This is a genomic window from Mediterraneibacter glycyrrhizinilyticus, from assembly GCF_015560805.1.
GTDB classification, from domain to species: Bacteria; Bacillota; Clostridia; order Lachnospirales; family Lachnospiraceae; genus Schaedlerella; species Schaedlerella glycyrrhizinilytica_A.
In genome coordinates, this window is sequence record NZ_JADMSO010000006.1 from 52,991 (window position 1) to 73,826 (window position 20,836).

The following is a 20,836-nucleotide window of genomic DNA, read 5'->3' on the forward strand; positions in this document are numbered from 1 at the left end:
GAAATGATATTGTGGTGTGTAATGATTTTCAGTTTACTACATTCTGCGCAAAGCTTCAATAGGACTGAGTGAAGCGGCCTTTCTTGCGGGATAAATTCCGAATATGATTCCGACTCCGCAGGAAAAGACGGTTGCGACGATCACTGCGGGCAGTGAAAGTTGTGCTTTGATTCCACCGATCTCCAAAAATGAGATCAGCGCGGTGAGTCCGCCGCCGAGGATGATGCCGATGATCCCACCCATACCGGAGATGATCACGGATTCGCATAAAAACTGTGCGATAATGGATCCGGTCTTTGCTCCCAACGATTTGCGGATCCCGATCTCACGAGTCCGTTCCGTGACGGATACGAGCATGATGTTCATAACGCCGATTCCTCCGACGACAAGAGAGATTCCGGCGACGAGCGCCACGAATGCTGTGACGGCATCCATGATCGGACCGAACATATCGGTGAGATCGATGGCTTTTTGTTGCATAAACGGTTCATCGCCCAAGTTTTGATGTCTGGAATTTAAGATCTGTACCGCTGTTCTTGCTGCGCGGGCAGTATCGTCTTTGTTGTAGGTCATCAGATTGAGCGACATAAATCCGTCGACCGGGTTTCCGAAAGCAGTGGAAAGTGTATAAGGGATTTCGATCGAGATACTCTCGGACATTCCCATGGCGATGTACTGCTTTTCCGCCACCAACATTTCTTCCGGTGTTTCGCGGACACCGATGACGGACAGTGTCTGGATGTTGTTGTCCACATTGACATCCAGATTCATTCCGATGACGTCCGTGTTTCCGAACAGATAGGCTGCGGTCAGTTCGTCGATGACGCAGACCGGATTGGCATTTGCCACGTCATTGTCCGTAAAATAATTGCCCTTGATCAGCGGGTAAGTATATTGTGCATTTTCATAGTCCGGCGTTGTCAGTGTCAGATAGGCGTCATAAGCGCCTTTTCTTGTCTCGGTCTTTCCGGAATACATATAGTTGGAGTAGACAGCTTTGACCGTATCATCCAGAGAAGTTTTTATAAATGCGATATCCTCCCCGGTGATCGCTTCCGTATCGCTGACTTCTTCGGTGTTGGTCTGGATCACGACGGTGTTGCTCTGTTCGTTTGCCGCTTCCATAACGTCCGCTTTCAGTCCGTTTCCGATGGAAACGATCGTGACGACGGAAGTGATCCCGATGATGATGCCGAGCATGGTCAGAAAAGAACGTCCCTTGTTCGCGCGGATATTATCCAGCGCCATTTTAATATATTCTAAAAACTGTTCCATAAATGAGCCTCATTTCTTCCTGTCGGTTTATTTGTCAGCCGATGGTGCGTCCTGTTTTTCAGAATCCGTCTGCTTTTTCGTATCTTCCTGTTTTTCAGAAGCAGCGTCTTTTGGCGTTGTGGTATCCGTACTTGGAACGGCAGTGGCTTTCATCCCCTCGGTTACGTCCACATTCAGATCGTTGACAACCTGATCGCCCTCTTTGAGTCCGCTTTTTACTTCAATTGCGGTTGTGGATGCTGTGCCGAGTTCTACCGGCTTTTTCTTCACCGTACCATTTTCGATCACAAATACAAAATCTCCGCTTGTGGAAGTATTGATACATTCGATCGGGACAGTCAGCACATTGTCGGACTGGGCGACTGTCATGGAGACTTTCGCGGTGGCTCCGATACAGATATATTCGTCCGGGTTGCTGATATGGATCTGAGCGCCGATGACCGGATTTCCTTTGGCATTATTTGTCGCGATCCGGTTGACGTTCTCTAGCGTTCCCTCGTATTTGTGCTCGCCGATGGTGATCGTCGCAGGCGTTCCGACTGTCATTTTTTCATAATCATCCGGGGAAATGTCCACTTTGACGCGGACATTTTCCGTGCTGGCAATGGAGAAGACTGCGGCGCCCTGTGCGGCTGCGTTTGTCTGGAGGACTTCGACGGAAGCGATCACGCCGCTCATATCCGCTTTCATTCCCTCACGGGCTTTTTCCAAAAGCTCGGACTGAGACATGGCGGCTAATTCTGCGAGATTATCGCTGATCGTCAGATTGTTCATCTCGGCGGAAGACATTCCGGCAGAGGGCTGAGAAGCTGCGGCGTTTGCGGCGTTGTAAGCGGCTTCCCACTGTGCATAGGCGCTTTCATACTGTGCGGCAAGCGCGGTATATCCGGCATCATCGACCGTATTCAAGGCGGTCAGTTCACTTTCGGTGGCGGCAAGGGATGCCTGTGCGTTCGGAAGCTCCGCGACCGCGGCGTTGTATGTATCAATGTCGGAGATCAGCTTTTTCTGTGCGTCGGTCCGCTTATCTTCCGGGGTGGCGACTGCTTCACTGTAAGTCTTTCCGCTGCCCTCATATACGACGGAAAGAGTCTGGATCGTATTCTGGTAATTCTGGATCTGTGTGTTCAGATCTGCGATCTGTCCTTGGAGTTCTGCAATCCGTGTCTGTGTTTCTGAGGAAGCGTTGGCGGCGGCATTGGCGTCATATGTCGCTTTTGCCGCATCCATCTGCGCTTTTAATGCGTTGACCTGATCTGCCAGTGCATTTGCCTGATTGGCAAGTTCCGCATTGGCGGCATTGGCAGCGTCGATCGCCTGCGCGTTCTTATCCCGGGCAGCCTGAGAAGTGTTGTAGGCGGACTGGAGATTTAATTGCGCTTGCTGATTATCACGTTCCAGATTGGTCGTGTCAAATGTGACGAGCAGGTCGCCGGCTTGTACGATCTGTCCGACTTTTGCATTTAAGTTGGCGATCGGCGCGGTGACAGGAGAGTAATAGGTTTTGGTATTCTCGCTCTCGATCGTACCGCTGGAATTATACACTTCTTTGATGCTTTCTTTTTTGACTTCCACAACGGACAGATTTTGTGCGGCAGATGGATTGTCGCCGCCGCCGATCAGTGCGGAAATGCCGATTCCGGCAACTGCGACTCCGGCAATGATCGGAACGATCACCCAGCCGGGCAGTTTTTTCTTCGGCGGTTTTTCCGAAAGTCCGTCCGGTTCGGAAAGGTCCATGTCTTCCATCAGATCCATGATCTCCAATTCTTCTTCGTCGTGTTGTTTTTTCTTTTTCCTGAAACTCATGCTTGTAGATCCTCCCTGCTCATGTTCTCATTTTCTATCTTATGTTCATTATGATAGTCGGCTTCGATCCGCCCGTCGATGATACGGATCACGCGATCCGCCTGTTCGGCAATGTCGTCGTCGTGGGTGATGATGATGACGGTCCGACCGCTTTGGTGCAGTCCTTTTAAGATATCCATGATCTCTCTGGTGGACTTGGTGTCCAGATTCCCGGTCGGTTCATCGGCGAGAATGATCGGCGGCTGTGCGGCAACTGCCCGGGCGACGGCGACTCTTTGCTGCTGTCCGCCGGACAATTCGTTCGGTTTGTGGCGCATCCGTTTTTCCAGACCGACTTTTTTGAGTGCGAGCGCCGCGATCTTTTTGCGGCGCTGCTTGGAAACACCGCGGTAGATCAGCGGCAGTTCCACATTCCCCAGAGCGTCCAGATTGGCAACCAGATTAAAGCCCTGAAAAATGAAGCCGATCTGTTTGTTCCTGATCTCGGAAAGCTGGTTGTCGGACAAACCGGAAACGTCCTGTCCATTCAGCAGATAGCGCCCGGAAGTCGGTGTATCCAGACAGCCGAGCATGTTCATCAGCGTCGATTTCCCGGAACCGGAGTGCCCGATGATCGCCACCAGTTCGCCGCGGTGGATCGTAAGGCTGACACCGTCGAGCGCACGGACTTCATTTTCGCCGGGATTGTAGATTTTGTGGATGTTTTCAACTTGTATTAGCGGCTCCATGAAAGTAATCCTCCGTATAATTGTATTAGATGATTCATACAATACTCGTTTTCCGGGAAAATGTCAATATTTTTTATCTTAAAATTTTCTGTATCAGCGTATGCTCTCTTGACCACGGATGATATAATAGGAAAATGAAGAATAAAAAGGAGCGGTTTACATATGAGACGATTACCGGGAATTCGGGAAAAGAAACAGGAGATACTGCCGGCAGGGTATTTGTTTGACAATCGGGCGCTGAAACGTCTGATCGCGCCGTTGATCATCGAGCAGATCCTGGCGGTCACGGTCGGAATGGTAGATACGATGATGGTCTCCAGCGTGGGGGAAGCGGCGACTTCGGGAGTGTCGCTGGTGGATATGATCAATACGCTTTTGATCAATGTATTTGCGGCGGTCGCCACCGGAGGAGCGGTTGTGGCTTCCCAGTATCTTGGGCAGAAAAACAGGAAGCGGGCATGTGAATCCGCCGTCCAGCTTTTGATCGTAACGGGGATCATCTCGCTGTTGGTGATGGGTGTTTCCATCCTGTTTCAACGTGGGCTGCTCCATCTTTTATATGGAAATCTGGAACCGGACGTCATGAAAAATGCACTGGTTTATCTTGTGATCTCTGCGGCATCGTATCCGTTTCTTGCAATTTATAACTCTTGTGCGGCGCTGTTCCGCTCGATGGGAAATTCTAAAATCTCGATGCAGGTGTCGGTAGTGATGAACGGGATCAACATTTTCGGAGATGCGGTTTTTATTTTCGGATTTCATATGGGGGTGGCAGGTGCGGCTTTTGCATCGTTGATCTCCCGTATGATCGCCTGTGTGATCCTGATGGTCAGATTGTTCGATCCGAAACTGGAGATTACCCTGAAAGGGACAAAATTCGGCTGGAACCGGAGGATCGTCGGGCGGATCTTGCAGATCGGGATCCCGAGCGGCGTGGAAAACAGTATCTTTCAATTGGGACGTGTGATCGGTGTTGGCTTCATTACGACATTCGGAACGACGCAGATCGCGGCAAATGCGGTTGCGAACAATCTGGACGCGTTGGGAATCCTGCCGGCGCAGGCGATGAACCTTGCGCTGATCACGGTGATCGGACAGTGTGTCGGCGCGGGAGATTACAAACAGGCAGAATACTATGCGAAAAGATTGATGAAACTTACTTATCTGATCAATGGAATCTGCTGTCTGAGCGTGATCGCGACGATGCCGCTGACATTGAAATTATACGGGCTTTCAGCGGAAACGCTTGTACTGGCGGCAACACTTGTTTTGATCCACAACGGGTTTGCGGTGCTGCTCTGGCCGGCGTCCTTTACATTGACGAGCGTACTTCGCGCGGCAAATGACGTCAAATATCCGATGTGTATTTCCATGCTGTCCATGATCCTCGTACGTCTCGGATTCGGGTATCTGCTCTGTGTCGGACAAGGGTGGGGCGCGCTCGGTGTCTGGGCGGCGACGATTTTGGACTGGACGGTGCGTGTGATCTGTTTTGTGCGAAGATACAGAAGCGGCAAATGGAAACAATATTACCGGGCAGATGCGTAGCGGCAGTGCACAATAAGGCGTATTTTCCCCATTTGTACACTGACACTGGCGGGAAGTAGGAGATTCGGCGTTTAATACCATTTTTCTGTCGTTTATGCAGCGGTCGTTTACAGACAGGAAGAAAATACGATAAGATACGAATGGGAGGAAAACAATGTACCGAATTGCAGTTTGTGATGACGAAACGGCGGCAGCAGAGCGGACCGCTGAAATGATACGGAAATGGAACCGTCAGATTGACGTAACCTGTTTTCGTTCCGGTGAGGAACTTTTACAGTCCTATTCCTATTATCATGCGATTTTTCTGGATATTGATATGGGAGGTATGGATGGGATCGAGACCGGAAAACAGATCCGAAAACTGGATAAGGACGTCAAGATCATTTATGTGACGTCCTATCGGGATTATGTGTCGGGCGCGTTTGGTGTGCACGCGTTTCAATATCTGCTCAAACCGTTGAAAGAAGCAGCGGTGTGTCAGGTGATGGAAGATTTATTCTCATATCTGGAAAAACCAAAAGCGGAGGTTCTGGATTTTCAGACGAGCGAGGGAATCGTCTGTCTGCCGACGGATGAGATCTTCTATTTTGAATATGCAAACCGGAAGATCTGTTTTGTAGCCGGACAGCGGGAATATCACATGAGCGGAAAGATCGGCAGTGTGATCGAACGGTTGGAACCGTATGGATTTTCCATGCCGCATCAGAGTTTTGTAGTCAATCTGTATCATGTGAAAAATGTGTCCGGCGGGATTATTTTTCTGGATAACGGGGCAGAGATTCCGATCGCGCAGAAAAAGCAGAAGATATGGAAGCAGGAACTGCTTTCGTATCTGGCGGAACGTCTGGAGGGGAAAAAATAAATGGAATTCGTAGCGGGAATGTTCTTTCAGGTGATGGAACTTACCGGATTTACGATCTGTGCCTGGGCGGTTGTGCGGGCAATTCCGGAAACAGTTCCGGCGGAAAAGTGGAAACGGCTTCTTGCATGGCTCGGATATGCATTTTTATCCATTGTGATCCCGAGTCTTTGGCTCAACGACGGTATCACGATGGTCGTACTTTGCATCTATTATTTATTGATCGGAAGATTTTTTTATTTCCGGAGCAAAATGGCGGCGGTCTGTCAGGTGATCTACATTGCGGTGATGTTCGGAACGCAGTATATTGCGATTTACATCTCGGCATATTGTTACAGGATCTTTGAACTGGAATTTCAGAACTATATGTATCTGATTTCTGTGCTCAAAATCTTGCTTCTGATCCCGGCTGTGCTTGTGATGCGTGCGGTGACGAGGCGCAGGTTTAAAGATTCTCCCTATGTGAAGATCCGCGGAATGGTGATCGTGCCGGTCTTCAGTATGGCGCTTTTGTTTTTATACAACATATCCAGCGACATATTTTTATTACGGTATGGGTATCACTGGATGCTTATTTTCAGCGCGATGCTGATTGTGATCAATGTGTATTGTCTTTATTTCTGGTACGACGTGGAGAAGAACGGAGAGTTGAAACACAGATTGGAACTGATGGAACAGCAGCGGGAACTGACGGTGCAGTATTATGAAGATCTGGAAGAGAATTACAGCGAATCACGGAAGATCATTCACGATATCCGAAACCATCTTCACGCCATCGAGCGGAAATATGAACTGGAGCAAAGCGGCTATATTGACGACGTGCATGCAATGCTGAATTCTCTCGGGATGAAATTTTACACCGAGAACCGGATGCTTAATATCATACTCAACGATAAGCTGAAAATGCTTCCGTCTGAGCAGGTGGACTGCAACTTAGGCGGTATCAGTCTGGAATTTTTAAGCGATATGGATATCACGACGATTTTTGCAAATCTGCTCGGAAACGCGGTGGAAGCCGGACGTGGAAAGACCGATTTTTTCTTGAAGATACGCGGAAATGAGATACAGGATTTTACTGTGGTGAAGATCACGAACCGAATGTATGACACATACCGGGAAGGAAAATCCTCCAAGTCCGGGCATGATGGGATCGGACTGCAGAATGTAAAGGCGACATTGGAAAAATATCAGGGGGAGATGAACATTTGTGCAGAAGACGGCATCTTTACCGTGTCACTGATGTTTGGCGCAGGGCAAGGGCAAGCCGGAAAGCGAAGCGGCGGGAAAAGGAGTCCGGAACAAAAAGGTGCGTGTCAGGAGAACACAGAACAGGGAGATGGCAGAGGATGAACATAAAGAAAAGATACCGAACATTATGGCTACTCTTTTGTTCTGCCGCAATGGTTCTGTGCGGATGTCAGGTCGCGGAGGGCGGCAGGCTTCCGGAGGGATTTGAAGAAGAAAAAGTACGGGAAAAAGCGGAGTGTGTTGTGGGATGGTTTAATGAACAGGAGTACGGGAAGATCATCGAAGCGGGAAGCGAGGAACTCAAAGAGCTATACAGTAAAGAGGACATTGGATCCGAGGGAAAAGACAGGCTGAAAAAATGCGGAGCTTTCCGGAAAATCGAGAAAACAGCGGTGATCAGTGAAAAGAATTACAGAACCGGAGAGGCTTACGGCGGTCTTGTACTGGTCGGAGCTTATGAGAATGGAAAGATTGAATTTCGGATCCTGTTTGATGAAGAAATGGATGTCATACAGTTTTTGCTGCGCTGAACGGCAGGATGAATGTGAGGAGGATATAACAATGAAATGGACAGAAATTGATAAAAAGCAATTAAAAATTTATGCGACGATCGCATTTGGAATCCCGTTTTTACTCGGGCTCTTGATGTGGTACGGAAGCAGTCAGGGGCGGAATATGAGTGTATTTCCGAATGCGCAGATGCTGTATCCGGCGGCAGGGGTTATGGTACTGCTGCTTGTCACAAAGAAAAAGGAAGAAGTACCGAGACGCTTTTTTATTTCTTATCTGATCACTACCGTGCTGATGATCGGATGTGCGGTTGGAAGCGCATTTACAGATGACGCGATGGTATGGGCGGGAATGACCAATCTCGTGCTGATCTTCGGCAGTATCGTCTGTGGGATCCTGATGCTGACGGAGAAACGGGAAAAACGGAGTGCCTGCGGATTAAAAGGGCAGAAATGGGGCGCATCTGTATTTTGCATTCTGCTGTTTGCGGTGCTTTATTTATTACGTCAGGTTATCGCTTGTATCATGGCGGGAGAACCGAGCGCTTTCACAAGTGTTCTGGCAGATCCGATGACATGGTATCTGTTGGTAGTCGTGCTGATCAATTATGTATTTGTGTTTATTGCGTTTTTCGGGGAAGAGTATGGTTGGCGTTATTTCCTGCAGCCGATGCTCCAGAAACGATTCGGAAAGCGGATGGGCGTGATCTTCGTAGGCGTTGTATGGGGACTGTGGCATATGCCGCTTGATTTCTTTTTTTACACCGCAGACCCGGGGATGGGGCTGATCTCCGTGGTTGCTCATCAGATTACATGCATTACTCTCGGGATCTTTTTTGCCTATGCTTATATGAAGACGGGAAATATCTGGGTTCCGACGATCCTGCATTTCCTGAATAATAATCTGATCGCAGTATTGGCGGGAAATATGAGTGAAGAAGTGATCGCGGGACAGGAAATGTACTGGAGCGACTTGCTGCCGGCATTGCTGATCAACGGGATCTTGTTCGGGATCTTCCTGCTGGCGAAAGAGTTCCGGAAAGGAGAACCGGGAAACGAATCAGGAAAAGAATCCGGAAAAGACGATGAAAACTCTTGCATTTGTGATACGTCTGACTTATAATGAGGTGCGTAAAATAAAATAAATTCTTCGGGGTCGGGTGTAATTCCCAACCGGCGGTATAGTCCGCGACCTGTCTTGATCCGTTATCTGTGATATGAACGGAGAAGAGACGGCTGAACCGGTGACTTTTATTTTTATGCAGATCGCTTCGACAGAGAATAAGAAGCAGAAGCATAGAGAAAGAATTCCGGTACCGACAGTAAAGTCTGGATGAGAGAAGAAAAGCAGTGCCATAGAGAATGAAGATGAAGTGAAATCCCCGTAAGAGACAGATACGGGGATTTTTTTATTGTATAGGAATTGGCAGGGCTTTTGTACATCGCCGCAAAGAATTTCTTTGAAAAGGAGAGGTCAAGAGATGAGTACACAGACAAATGCAGCAGTGAGAAATGAACAAAAACAGAGGATCGGGATCCGTACGATGGTGCAGGTCGGCATGCTGTCGGCAATCGCCACGGTATTGATGTTGTTTGAAATCCCGCTTCCGTTTGCACCGTCGTTTTACGAGATTGATTTCAGTGAAGTTCCGGTGCTGATCGGCTGCTTTACAATGGGGCCGCTGGCAGGCGCGGCGATTGAGATGGTAAAGATCCTTTTAAATTTTCTGATCAACGGAACGGTGACTGCCGGAGTCGGAGAGATCGCCAATTTTCTGATTGGCTGCGCGCTGTGTGTTCCTGCCGGTCTGCTCTATAAGAAGCAAAAGACGAGGAAAGGCGCACTGATCGGGATGGCAGTGGGAACCGGAATGATGGTCATTGTCGGCTGCGTGATCAATGCGTATGTATTGCTTCCGGTCTATGCAAAGGCATTTCAGATGCCGCTGGACGCCCTGATCGGGATGGGAACGGCAGTGAATCCGAATATTACGGGGCTTTCCACCTTTGTGATATTTGCCGTAGCGCCGTTTAATCTGCTGAAAGGCGTTCTTGTGTCGCTGATCGTGCTGGCGATTTATAAGAAGATCAGCCCGATCTTTCGGATGAGGTAGGTTTAAGCAGGGCCGGAAGTTGTTTTTGGAGCTGAAATAAAATAGTTGCAGGAAATCAAAAAAAGGGAGTCAGGATTCTTTCTAAAGACCATAGTTTACAGTCCGTGAAAAAGAATCCTGGCTCCTTTTTGAGATTGGAAAATATATGCATGGTGCAGTGTGATGCAGCCTTTCATTTACCGGGTTTCATTTATGCTTTCAATATCCGTTTCTTCTTATATAAATAATAAATGATGAACAGAACCGCGGTGGCGATCCATGTGACCGGATAGCTGTAAATGATCGCGTTGACCGTCGGTGAGATCTGCAGGACGACCGCGATCCAGATCAGCCGCAGAACACACACGCCAAGTAAAGTGATCAAGGTCGGGATCATCACATCGCCCATTCCGCGCAGCGCTCCGGCGAGCACTTCGATAAATACGAAGAAAATGTAGCACGGTGTGATCAGCGCGAGCATATCGGAACCGATCCGGATGACGGACGGATCCTGTGTGAAAAGCCGGAAGAGCGGGACACGGAACAGCATCAAAAATACAATTAAAATGACGGAAATGATACTGTCGATCCCAAGGCAGATCTGGACGCTTTTATGCACACGGTCATATTTGCGCGCACCGTAATTCTGCCCGACAAATGTAGTGATGGAGATTCCGATCGCACCGCTTACCATCCAGAAGATCGCATCCAGTTTTCCGTAAGCAGACCAGGCGGCGACAGTATCCGTTCCGAAGCGGTTTAAAGCAGCCTGGATGATGACGTTGGAAATACTGTACATCACTGATTGAAATCCGGCGGGAAGCCCGATCCAGAGCTGGGACTTCAGTACATTTTTGTGAAGCCGGATATCCCGGATCTTTAAAGTTAAGATGCTGTGGGACGTCATCAGTTTGTGCGTGACGAGCAGCGCGCTGATCGCTTGGGACAAAAAGGTCGCGTACGCCACACCTGCTACGCCGAGGTGGAAGACGATGACGAATAACAGATCCAGAAAAATATTGATGAAACAGCAGGCGATCAGGTAGTAAAGCGGATTTTTGGAATCTCCGACCGCGCGTAAAATACTGGATCCGACGTTGAAAATGAATACAAATAAAATTCCGGCAAAATAAATCCGCAGATACAAGGTGGAATCGGCGAGTAATTCTTCCGGAGTGTTCATCCAGCGAAGAAGCTGCGGGGCAAGTCCGAGTCCAAGAGCGGAGATCACGATACTTCCGAGGATCGAAAACGCATAGGCGGTATGCAGGCTTTCCTTGACGGAGCGTTCGTCTTTTGCGCCGAAGAACTGTGCGATCACAACGGAGGCTCCGGAGGAAAGTCCGGTGAAAAATCCGACCACAAGATTGATCAGCTGTGTGGCGGATCCTCCCACACTTGCAAGCGCGGCTTTTCCGACGAATTGTCCGACGATCACGGTGTCGATCGTGTTGTAAAGCTGCTGAAAAAAGGTACCGAATACGATCGGAAAGAAAAAGAGCAGAAGCTGTCGCCAGATAATGCCCTCTGTGATCTGATTGATATTCTGTGTCTTTTGTTTCATGAAAAATAGCCTCCCTCAAGTCTATGATATTTCTACAGTCAATGGAACAGATAAGACCGAATTGACATTCATTTTCATTGTAGCATAATTCTTCCTTTTTTCCAGTGAAAGTGATAAGATGGACAAAGAAAATGAAACAAGTGAAACAGGGGCGATTCGGAGGGAGAAAATTTTGAGAGAAAATGGCGTTCAGCTTCAGATCCGGAAGAAGATAAAAGAGGAGATTTCATTTTTGCCGGATGTGAGACTCTACTATATAATAGAAGGAATGCTGGAAGTCCAGATCGAAAAAAAGTGTTATCGGATGAAAAAAGATGATATTCTGGTTATAAACGTAGGGGTAAGAGCGAGGAAAATAGAGACGTACGAGAGCGACGCTTTGATTTGCGAGTTATGTTTTGAAAACCGGATTTTGGCAGAACTTCTGGAAAATGAAAACGGACGTTTTGTATGTAACAGCGTGGAACATCCGGGACAATCTTATGAACGGCTGAAAAAGATCATACAGCAGATTCTCCGGCAGCGGGGGCTGAACCTGCATAAAACAAAAAGTTATGAGTACAGCCTGATCTATCAGTTGTTGGACGAACTGATCGAACATTACTGGATTGTTAATTCAGAACTTCAAGTCAGCAGAGAAGTCACGGATCCGAGACTGGAAGAGATCCTGCGATATGTACACTGTAATCATTCGGCGCATATCAGTTTGGCTGAAGTGGCGGAGAAACTGTACGTTTCAACTTCTACATTATCCAGATTTTTTAAAAAGCAAACAGGGATGTATTTTGCGGAATATGTGGGGAAAATACGTCTGCATTATGCGGAAAATGAATTGAAAAATACATCTCACAGCATCACGGAGGTTGCGATGCACTGCGGATTTTCCAATGTACAGGCACTGAACAAAGTGTTCCGGGAGAAACGGCAGATGACACCGACGGAATTTCGGGAACAGTGGACGAAACGGAAAAAGAGGGAGGAAGAGGACTGGAAAGAAACGGTTCGGCAGGATCTGCAGAAGACGGAATGGTTTTATGAAATGCAGGAAAATGCAGTCGATCAGATTCGGATCGACACGTCAGGACAAAGTGAAAGCCGGCTGCCGAAGATCTGGAAGCGGGCGATCAATATCGGTTCCATGCACCGGCTTGGGGAGGTGAACATACAGTTTCAGACACAGAGGCTTGTGAACGAACTTGGATTTACACACGTCCGCGTCTGGAATATTTTTTCGGAACCACTGATGATCACGGACGGAAAAAGAGTGGGAAATTATAATTACGATAAGATCGATCAGATCATGGATTTTCTGGCTGCAAATCATATCGCATTATATCTCGATTTCAGCAGGCGGATGGATGCGGCATTGATTTCAGAGGGTGAACCTTTGTATTATAAGGAAGAACATATTGCGTTTGATTCAAAAGAATTGTGGGAGTCGTTGTTGATTGACTTTTTGAGTCATCTTTCCAAGCGATACGGCAAGTCTGAGGTGGAAAATTGGATATTTGAACTTGCAGACTTTGAAGACGGGATTTTGCTGGAACCGACAGGATTTTACGATTATTATGAAATGTATGGTTTCTTTTATCGTGCGGTAAAAAGAGAATTTCCGAATGCAAAAGTCGGCGGATATTCCGCGCCGCCCGGACAGGAAAAAAGTGCATTTCCGAAGTACTTGCGGTATTGCAGAAAAAACGATTGCGTGCCGGATTTTGTTGCCGTGATGATTTTTCCGTATGAAGCAGGAGAAAATGCGGTCGGGTATCGAAGAGTGGCCGAAGATCATTGGGAAAAGAATCTCTTGCTGTACTATCGTAAATGTATGGAAGCTGAAAATCTTTCCTCCTGTGAGTTGTATGTATCTGAGTGGAATATGTCCCTGTCCAATCGGAATTTTTTGAACGACAGTTGTTTCAGAAGCGCATATTTTGTAAAAATGATCAGTGAAATTTATGAGTTGACCGATATGATCTGTCTGTGGTTCGGGTCTGACTGGATCAGCAATTACTATGATGCGAGAAGTATGGTGAACGGCGCGGGAGGGATTTTGACAAAGGACAATATAAAGAAGCCAATCTGGTATGCACTCTCTTTTCTGAATCAGCTCGGAGAAGAACTGCTTGCCGTTGGAGAACATTATCTGATCACACGGCGTAATAATGAAAGTTATATGATCTTGTTTTTTAATTTTAAACAGTTAGGTGTGAGTTATTTCTATATTAAAGAAAATGAAGTGTCTTTGGGGCAGATTCGGGAGTTGTTTGAGAACAGTGATTCGATCCAAGTGGATATTCAATTGGAAAATTTGACGATAGGGGAGACATATATCGTTAAGAAACGGCAGATCAACAGTGAATATGGCTGCGTATTGACGGAATGGGCGAAGATGGGAATGGCTGTGGATCTGGAGCGGTCCGATATAAAATACATTGAGGGAAGATGTGTCCCGAATCTGGAAAGAGAACAACGGAAAGCGGAAGCGGGAAATGTGGAAATCTCCTGTGAGATCCGGGATCAGGAGATGATCTTGTATCATATTTATCCGAAGTGAGAAAAGGAATCCTCTTATGGGGATTCTTTTTTTATGTAGAAATAGTGTCCTATGCAACAAAACGATAAAAATGTTGCGCGAACAAAAGTGAACCAACTCAATACTGCAAGAAAAAAGCATGTTTGTGAAACTGATGAAAAGAAGAAAAGTATGAAAAACGATATAGTAAGACTAACGAATATAGCGACAGCGTTTCAGAAAGGAGAAAGAAAGATGGCAATCGCAATGCGAATCAGTTTTACGGACGTGCTCAGAGACGGCACGTTGAAAAATGTGTATGTGAATGGAAAAAAGATGGGGTATCGTTTTGATGTCCGTCTGTCATATTACCGGGGACATTTTCTGTCGGTGATCGATGAGCTGACAGTTTCCGTTGACGGGGAGGAAGTGAAACCGCAGGATATTACATTTTGTCTGCACGGAAAAGAATTCGGCGTCAGTCAATTACATGAGGCGACAACCGAGTTCTGGGGAATCAAAGAACCGGCAACGATCAAAATATTCCGGGAGGGCGGACTCGAAAAAGGGGAACATGAAATCGACTTTCATCTTGTATTCCGTTCCCCGTATATGCCGATCGGAGAGCAGGCATTTATGCCATGGGACAGCTCACAATGTAAAATTTTGACGGTGGAATCATAGAGGAGGAACGATCATGGGAAATGTAAAATTAGGTGTGACGCTTTATTGTTTTACGAAAGAATATTGTGAGGGAAGTATGGATTTGGAAGACTGCATCCGTACTGCAAAAGAAATGGGAGCGGAGGGATTTGAAATTGTCGCAACACAGATGGTTCCGTCTTATCCATATATAAGCGATGCGTTTTTAGGGGAGATCAGATCGATCTGTGATTGTTATGATATAGAGCCGGTTTGTTACGGAGCCAACATGGATTGCGGTCTGCGTTATGACAGACGGCTGACGGAAGACGAGATGGTAGAGCGGGCGATCCTCGATATCCGCAGTGCGAATAAAATGGGATGCAAAGTGATCCGTCAGCAGTATCTGCTCAGTCCGAACGGACTTGCACGGATTGCGCCATATGCGGAAGCTTATGGAGTGAAAGTGGGGATTGAGATTCATAATCCGGAGACGCCGAACTCGCCTGCAATGATGGCATACAGGGAAGCCATTGAAAAAAGCGGATCAAAATATATCGGTTTTGTGCCGGACTTCGGATGTTTTGCGACAAAACCGAACAAGCCGCATTGGGATGAAGCATTAAAGAACGGCGCAGATTTACGGCTTCTTGAGATGGCAAGAGATATGCGGTACGATGCCGTACCGATGGAAGAGGCACAGAAACGTCTGAAAGAGAACGGAGCAACGACACTGGAACTTGCGCTCTTACAGGAAATGTACGCGTTTCTTCAGTTTAAGAAAGACTGTAAAAAAGAATTGGAGGGGCTGAAAGAGATCATGCCGTATTGTTTCCACATGCACGGAAAATTCCATTACCTGTACGAAGATCTGACAGAGGCGAGCATCCCTTATGAGGAAATCTTACATGTGGTAAAAGAGTCTGACTATAATGGATATATTGTCTCGGAATATGAGGATCACGAGTCCGGAAATGCATTGCTGATGACGTCAAGACATCAACAGATGATGCGGAAGATTTTGGAAAAGTAAGAGAAAAAAGCGTGAAAGCGGGAAAAGAGGAAGAGGTATGAAAAAATTAAAAGTAGGAATCATCGGCTGCGGAGGAATTGCGAATCAGAAGCATTTTCCGGCATTAAAGAACAATGAGGATTTGAACGAGATGGTCGCATTCTGCGATATCATTGAGGAACGCGCGGAGAAAGCGGCAAAGGAGTATGGCGCTGACGGAGCGAGAGTGTATACGGATTATAAAGAACTTCTTGCAGATCCGGAAGTGGAAGTCGTACATATTTGTACACCGAATGTTTCACACAGTGAAATTGCGATCGCGGCGTTTGAAGCAAAGAAGCATGTGTACTGTGAAAAACCAATGTCTCATTGTACGGAAGAGGCAGAGAAGATGGTGGAAGCATGGAAGAAATCCGGAATGCAGTTTACGATCGGATATCAGAATCGTTTCCGGGCAGAAGTGCAGAATCTCCATGCGGCATGCGAAAAAGGAGAACTGGGAGAGATTTATTACGGAAAAGCCCATGCAGTGCGGCGGCGTGCGGTTCCGACCTGGGGCGTATTTATGGACAAAGAACAGCAGGGGGGCGGACCGCTGATCGACATTGGAACGCATGCTCTGGATATCACATTGTGGTGTATGAACAATTATGATGTGGACAGCGTGACCGGTTCAGTCTTCTACAAATTGGGAAATCTTCCGCAGGCGACGGAGGGGAACTTATTCGGACCGTGGGATCCGGAAACTTATGAAGTAGAAGATTCCGCGATGGGATTCATCAAGATGAAAAACGGAGCGACGATCAATCTGGAGGCAAGTTGGGCTTTGAACATGCTGGATTCCAGAGAGGCGTCCACCACACTTTGCGGAACAGAGGCGGGGGCTGAAATCCATTCCGGCATGAGTTATCCGAAAAATGAGCTGATCTACAACCGCGGAAGAAACGGACAGTTGATGGAGGAGACGATCTCTCCGGTCGGAAGCGTTGCATATTTCGGCGGAGGAAGCGGAGAAGAGGGAACGATTGACAATCGGCAGTGGCTGGAAGCGGTATTAAACGGAACGGAGCCGCTTGTAAAACCGGAAGAAGCGCTGGCAGTAACAAAAGTGCTGGATGCGATTTACCGGTCGGCAAAAGAAAACAAGGAGATCAAATTCTGAGAAGCGGCAGAAAAATGAAATAATGGAGGCGGATACAGCATGTTTGACAACTATTTGATCAGAAAAGACAGTCTGGAAAATGTCTATGAAAACAAAAAAGCGGTCGGATTCCGGTTTGCCGTGCGGATCGCGGATTACCGGGGATGTTTTTTGTCTTTGCACAACGGATATTATATTGAGTGCGACGGTGTGGAATATCCGAGAGAACTGCAGAAGTTTGAAGTCAACGGAAAAGAGCCGCGTGATTTTGAAGAGATCAAAACCTGTGTGTGGGAGCATTGGAATTTTGACGACGAGGCGTATGTCTATGTGGAGAAAGAGGGCGGTCTGACGCCGGGGATGCATCGGATCAAACTGCAGCAGTCGGTTTTGTCCCAGTACGGTTATATGCCGTGGGATGAAGAGTGGCTTGTGAACCCTCCGGTTCCGGGGCATGGCGCCGGCGCCGGGAAGACGGTCAATATATGTGAATTTGAATTGGAACTTCAGAAAGGAGCGTGAGCGGCATGGCGATCAAACGGGGCGTGTCATTATACAGTTATCAGCAGGCACAGTTTTTCGGAAAGATGAACTGGAAAGACCAGATCGTGGAGGTGCACGATCATTTGAAGACAGACGGGATCGAGATCATCGATGAAGCGACGATCCGGGATTATCCGTTCCCGTCGGAACAGTTTATTTATGATTGGAATAATTTTATGGCAAGATATGATATGCAGGCGGTAACGATGGACATTTATCTGGATGTACATCAGTTCCGGGATCATATCATGACTCATCGGGAAGCGGCGGAACGTTTGAAAAATGACATCAAACTTGCGGCAAAATTGGGATTTAAAAATGTACGTTCTCTTTGTCTCGTTCCGATCGACGTGATCGAGATGGCGCTTGAGACGGCAGAAAAATACGATGTGAAGATCGGAAAAGAAATTCACGCGCCGCTTCCGATCAAACCGGGGACGCGCGTACAGCCGAAAACAGGAATGGCGTCGGCGCTGGATTTCAGAATGTCGGAACAGATCATGGAACTGGCAGACCGTACCGGAAGCAAACATGTCGGATTAGTGCCGGATTTCGGGATCTTCCAACACTCCCCGTCACAGGTCGCGATCGATTATTGCAAACGTCATGCGAAAATAAAAGAGAGCATTGATTTTATTTTGGAGCACAGCAAAGAGTACGAACTGGATGATATGATTCGCGTTCTCGGAGAGAAATATCCGGAGCACGGACTGGCGGAGTCGGAGATCGAGCGGATGTCGCTGCACCGTTCCTCAGCGGATCCGGAAGACATGATCGATATTATCCCGTATATTGTCAGCATTCACGGTAAATTTTACAATATGACCGAAATTCCGGGAAAACCGGGATGCTATGAAGATACATGTATTGATTATGAGACGCCGATGAAATATTTGAAGCAGTATGGCTATGACGGTTATATCAATTCCGAATATGAGGGACAGCGGGATCAGCAGGATCGCGGTATCGAATATCTTCCGGACGATGTAGAACAAGTCAGAAGACATCATGAAATGCTGCGTCGTCTGATTGAGGAATAAAAATTGTAATCAACACGACTTGCATTAGTAAGAGAAAGAAATAAAATTGTAACAAATGTAATAAAAACGAAAAAAGTGGAATATACTCTATTAGAAAATCAAATGAAATAAAAAGAAAGGATTCTTTTGCGCACAGCAAGGGAGTAATAGAGTATATGAGAAAATCAAAGAAAATCATAGCGGCATTTGCCGGAATCACAGGAACCGTTGTTCTGACCGTCGGATTCGTGAGTCAGGCGGCGGAAGCAAAGCAGGCGTTTCGGATTTTGTCGCCGACGCCGATCCATATGGCGGAAGCCGTGCCGTGGGAAGCATGGAAAGAATTGAATGAGTCCGTAAAACAGGCGAAACTGCAATATGAAGAGCAGAAACGGATCGAGGCGGAGAAAAAAGCGGCGGAAGAAGTGCGGATCGCAGCAGAACAGGAGGCGGCGCGTATCGCGGCGGAACAGGAAGAGGCAGCACGGATCGCGGCGGAACAGGAAGAGGCGGCACGAGTTGCGGCAGAGCAGGAAGCAGCGGCACAGGAGGAAGCGGCGAGTGCCTCTGCAGGAAACGGAAATATATCGGGGGAGCAGGAACTTTTAGCGGCGCTGATCTTCTGTGAAGCGGGAAATCAACCATACGAGGGACAGGTTGCGGTCGGAGCGGTTGTGATGAACCGGGTGAGAAGCGGCGCATATCCGAACAGCATTGCGGAAGTGATCTATCAGTCCGGGCAGTTTACTCCGGCGATGACCGGATGGCTGGATACGGTTCTGGCGGAGGGAAGTTATACGGATTCGGCGATGCAGGCGGCGGCAGACGCGCTCTCCGGAAGCAGTCCGGTCGGTGATCTGTTGTACTTTGACTGCGGAGGATACGGCTATCAGATCGGAGATCATTATTTTCATTAGCGTCGGCGGGAAAGGTATAAAATAAGTGTTACAAAAAAGTTAAAATTGCGTAATCTTTATTTATGGTGTATAATAGCAGAACGGTGCTTAGCTTTTTGTATAGGCGACGAACCAAAGTCCGGGCTTGCCCGAGACCTTGGCGACTGCTTACAATCCCGGAATGTGCCTTTTGGCACTTCCGGTGATTCGGCATCAGTTTGAGAAAGGAATAATGATTATGCGATTACATTTCAAACGAAGATTGTCCATGAGCCTTGTACTTGTGAGCCTGCTCGTTGTATTGAGTTCTGCATCCTATGTGTTGGCGGAAGATTCCGAAGTGCTGCAGCAGCAGACCAACGTACTGCAGAACGAGTTGGACGGGATCAATCAGGAGATGGTGGCGGTAAGTGATGAGATCGCGTCACTTGAGATGGAACAGTCATTGATCCAGTCGGAGATCATGCGTCTTCAGGATGACCTTGTCGTGGCACAGGAAGAGGAAGATCAGCAGTATGAGGATATGAAGACCCGGATCAAGTTCATGTACGAGAATGGAGACGCGACGCTTTTAGAGCTGTTGTTTTCTGCGGAAGATCTCGGCGATTTTCTGAATAAGGCAGATTTTATCCAGTCGATCAGCGATTATGACCGTGAGATGCTGGACGAACTCCGCACGATCCGGGAAGATATTTCCACCAAACAGGAAGTTCTTGCGGGACAGCAAAATGATATGGCGACAGTGCAGCAGGAACTCGTTGCCAAACAGGCGGAATTGCAGCAAAAGGCTGCGGAGACGGCGACAGATTTGGAAGCGTTCCGGGCACAGCTGGCGGCGGCAAGAGCTGCGGAGACGGCGGCGCTTCCGACAAGCGGCGGTATTGTGGATGGGACGATCCTCCATACCAATGCGACCGAGGTGGCGGCAAGTGATGCGGAATTACTGGCTGCGATCATCGAATGTGAAGCATATCAAGATTATAATTCGTTGCTGGCAGTTGCGACCGTGATCATGAACCGGCTGGAAGATCCGAGATTCCCGCATACGATTCCGGAGATCATTTATGCGACCAATCAGTTTGAACCGGTCAGCAGAGGTATGCTGGATGTTGTTCTGGCAAGAGGCGCGAGCGATCTTTCCCGTCAGGTGGCGCAGGATGCGTTGAACGGCGCGCGGCTTCAGGCGGTGTCGGACTGCTACTTTTTCCTGTATGCGGGAGCGACATCACATTCGGGCGTGAATGTGGGCGGCAATGTGTTCTTTCAGAGCTGGTAATCGTTGGCGGCAAAGTTGTGGATAAAGGGACGACCGAAAGAACAGCGAAGAACAGCGAAAAACAGCACAAAGAACAAGCATAAGAACAGAGATAAAAGTGAAACAAAAGGCGGAGAGAGCATGGCGCGCAGTACATCGGCGGTTATGCGATCTCTGCTTTTT

The 20,836-nt window shown here is 47.8% G+C and carries 18 protein-coding genes and 1 riboswitch; of the genes, 14 read left to right on the top strand and 4 right to left on the bottom strand.

Annotation, left to right across the window (positions count from 1 at the left end; translation table 11 throughout):
* Positions 1 to 36 precede the first annotated feature (36 nt).
* Genes I2H87_RS07575 through I2H87_RS07585 form a run of 3 tightly spaced genes read right to left on the bottom strand, consistent with a single transcriptional unit; the run spans position 37 to position 3,812 of the window.
* Positions 37 to 1,275: an ABC transporter permease gene (locus I2H87_RS07575; RefSeq protein ID WP_009268102.1), complete on the bottom strand. Its 1,239-nt coding sequence runs from the start codon at positions 1,273 to 1,275 to the stop codon at positions 37 to 39.
* 27 nt (positions 1,276 to 1,302) lie between these two features.
* Positions 1,303 to 3,084 (bottom strand): efflux RND transporter periplasmic adaptor subunit, encoded by a 1,782-nt coding sequence (locus tag I2H87_RS07580; protein WP_195609653.1) that lies wholly within the window; start codon positions 3,082 to 3,084, stop codon positions 1,303 to 1,305.
* A complete protein-coding gene (locus I2H87_RS07585; protein ID WP_009268100.1) occupies positions 3,081 to 3,812 on the bottom strand; it encodes an ABC transporter ATP-binding protein in 732 nt (243 codons plus the stop codon). The genes I2H87_RS07580 and I2H87_RS07585 overlap by 4 nt, the downstream gene beginning before the upstream one ends.
* A 162-nt stretch (positions 3,813 to 3,974) precedes the next feature.
* On the opposite strand from I2H87_RS07585, the gene I2H87_RS07590 reads away from it, so the two are divergent.
* The 6 genes from I2H87_RS07590 (at position 3,975) to I2H87_RS07615 (ending at position 10,090) form a co-directional block, all read left to right on the top strand.
* The gene (locus tag I2H87_RS07590) at positions 3,975 to 5,360 is read left to right on the top strand and encodes an MATE family efflux transporter (protein ID WP_243273899.1); all 1,386 of its coding nucleotides are present in this window, start codon (positions 3,975 to 3,977) and stop codon (positions 5,358 to 5,360) included.
* Between the two features lie 154 nt (positions 5,361 to 5,514).
* Positions 5,515 to 6,222: a LytR/AlgR family response regulator transcription factor gene (locus I2H87_RS07595; RefSeq protein WP_195609654.1), complete on the top strand. Its 708-nt coding sequence runs from the start codon at positions 5,515 to 5,517 to the stop codon at positions 6,220 to 6,222.
* Positions 6,223 to 7,569, top strand: coding sequence for a sensor histidine kinase (locus tag I2H87_RS07600; protein WP_195609655.1), 1,347 nt, complete (start codon positions 6,223 to 6,225; stop codon positions 7,567 to 7,569).
* Positions 7,566 to 7,997: a DUF3887 domain-containing protein gene (locus I2H87_RS07605; RefSeq protein ID WP_117551152.1), complete on the top strand. Its 432-nt coding sequence runs from the start codon at positions 7,566 to 7,568 to the stop codon at positions 7,995 to 7,997. Before I2H87_RS07600 ends, I2H87_RS07605 begins: the two co-directional genes overlap by 4 nt.
* Positions 7,998 to 8,028: 31 nt before the next feature.
* Entirely contained in the window at positions 8,029 to 9,099 is a 1,071-nt protein-coding gene (locus I2H87_RS07610) for a CPBP family intramembrane glutamic endopeptidase (RefSeq protein ID WP_022151287.1), read from the top strand.
* A gap of 19 nt (positions 9,100 to 9,118) precedes the next feature.
* A riboswitch (FMN riboswitch) is annotated at positions 9,119 to 9,325 on the top strand.
* A gap of 132 nt (positions 9,326 to 9,457) precedes the next feature.
* Positions 9,458 to 10,090: an ECF transporter S component gene (locus I2H87_RS07615; protein ID WP_009268094.1), complete on the top strand. Its 633-nt coding sequence runs from the start codon at positions 9,458 to 9,460 to the stop codon at positions 10,088 to 10,090.
* 190 nt (positions 10,091 to 10,280) lie between these two features.
* Here I2H87_RS07615 and I2H87_RS07620 read toward each other — a convergent pair whose 3' ends face one another.
* Positions 10,281 to 11,633 carry an MATE family efflux transporter gene (locus tag I2H87_RS07620; protein WP_195609656.1) on the bottom strand — a complete coding sequence of 451 codons (1,353 nt, stop codon included), beginning with the start codon at positions 11,631 to 11,633 and terminating at the stop codon, positions 10,281 to 10,283.
* A 172-nt stretch (positions 11,634 to 11,805) separates the two neighbouring features.
* Here I2H87_RS07620 and I2H87_RS07625 point away from each other — a divergent pair, with 172 nt between their 5' ends.
* The 8 genes from I2H87_RS07625 (at position 11,806) to I2H87_RS07660 (ending at position 20,674) form a co-directional block, all read left to right on the top strand.
* Positions 11,806 to 14,187: a GH39 family glycosyl hydrolase gene (locus I2H87_RS07625; RefSeq protein WP_195609657.1), complete on the top strand. Its 2,382-nt coding sequence runs from the start codon at positions 11,806 to 11,808 to the stop codon at positions 14,185 to 14,187.
* Positions 14,188 to 14,400: 213 nt separating this feature from the next.
* Positions 14,401 to 14,829 carry a C-glycoside deglycosidase beta subunit domain-containing protein gene (locus I2H87_RS07630; protein WP_022151291.1) on the top strand — a complete coding sequence of 143 codons (429 nt, stop codon included), beginning with the start codon at positions 14,401 to 14,403 and terminating at the stop codon, positions 14,827 to 14,829.
* Between the two features lie 13 nt (positions 14,830 to 14,842).
* Positions 14,843 to 15,820 (top strand): sugar phosphate isomerase/epimerase family protein, encoded by a 978-nt coding sequence (locus I2H87_RS07635; protein WP_009268090.1) that lies wholly within the window; start codon positions 14,843 to 14,845, stop codon positions 15,818 to 15,820.
* A gap of 37 nt (positions 15,821 to 15,857) precedes the next feature.
* Positions 15,858 to 16,961: a Gfo/Idh/MocA family protein gene (locus I2H87_RS07640; RefSeq protein WP_117551159.1), complete on the top strand. Its 1,104-nt coding sequence runs from the start codon at positions 15,858 to 15,860 to the stop codon at positions 16,959 to 16,961.
* Positions 16,962 to 17,000: 39 nt separating this feature from the next.
* Positions 17,001 to 17,462: a C-glycoside deglycosidase beta subunit domain-containing protein gene (locus I2H87_RS07645; protein WP_054704145.1), complete on the top strand. Its 462-nt coding sequence runs from the start codon at positions 17,001 to 17,003 to the stop codon at positions 17,460 to 17,462.
* Positions 17,463 to 17,467: 5 nt separating this feature from the next.
* Complete coding sequence (locus I2H87_RS07650) at positions 17,468 to 18,523, top strand: TIM barrel protein (RefSeq protein WP_009268087.1); 1,056 nt, start codon at positions 17,468 to 17,470, stop codon at positions 18,521 to 18,523.
* Positions 18,524 to 18,678: 155 nt separating this feature from the next.
* Positions 18,679 to 19,419 (top strand): cell wall hydrolase, encoded by a 741-nt coding sequence (locus I2H87_RS07655; RefSeq protein ID WP_195609658.1) that lies wholly within the window; start codon positions 18,679 to 18,681, stop codon positions 19,417 to 19,419.
* Positions 19,420 to 19,636: 217 nt separating this feature from the next.
* Entirely contained in the window at positions 19,637 to 20,674 is a 1,038-nt protein-coding gene (locus tag I2H87_RS07660) for a cell wall hydrolase (RefSeq protein ID WP_195609659.1), read from the top strand.
* The last annotated feature ends 162 nt before the right edge of the window (positions 20,675 to 20,836 follow it).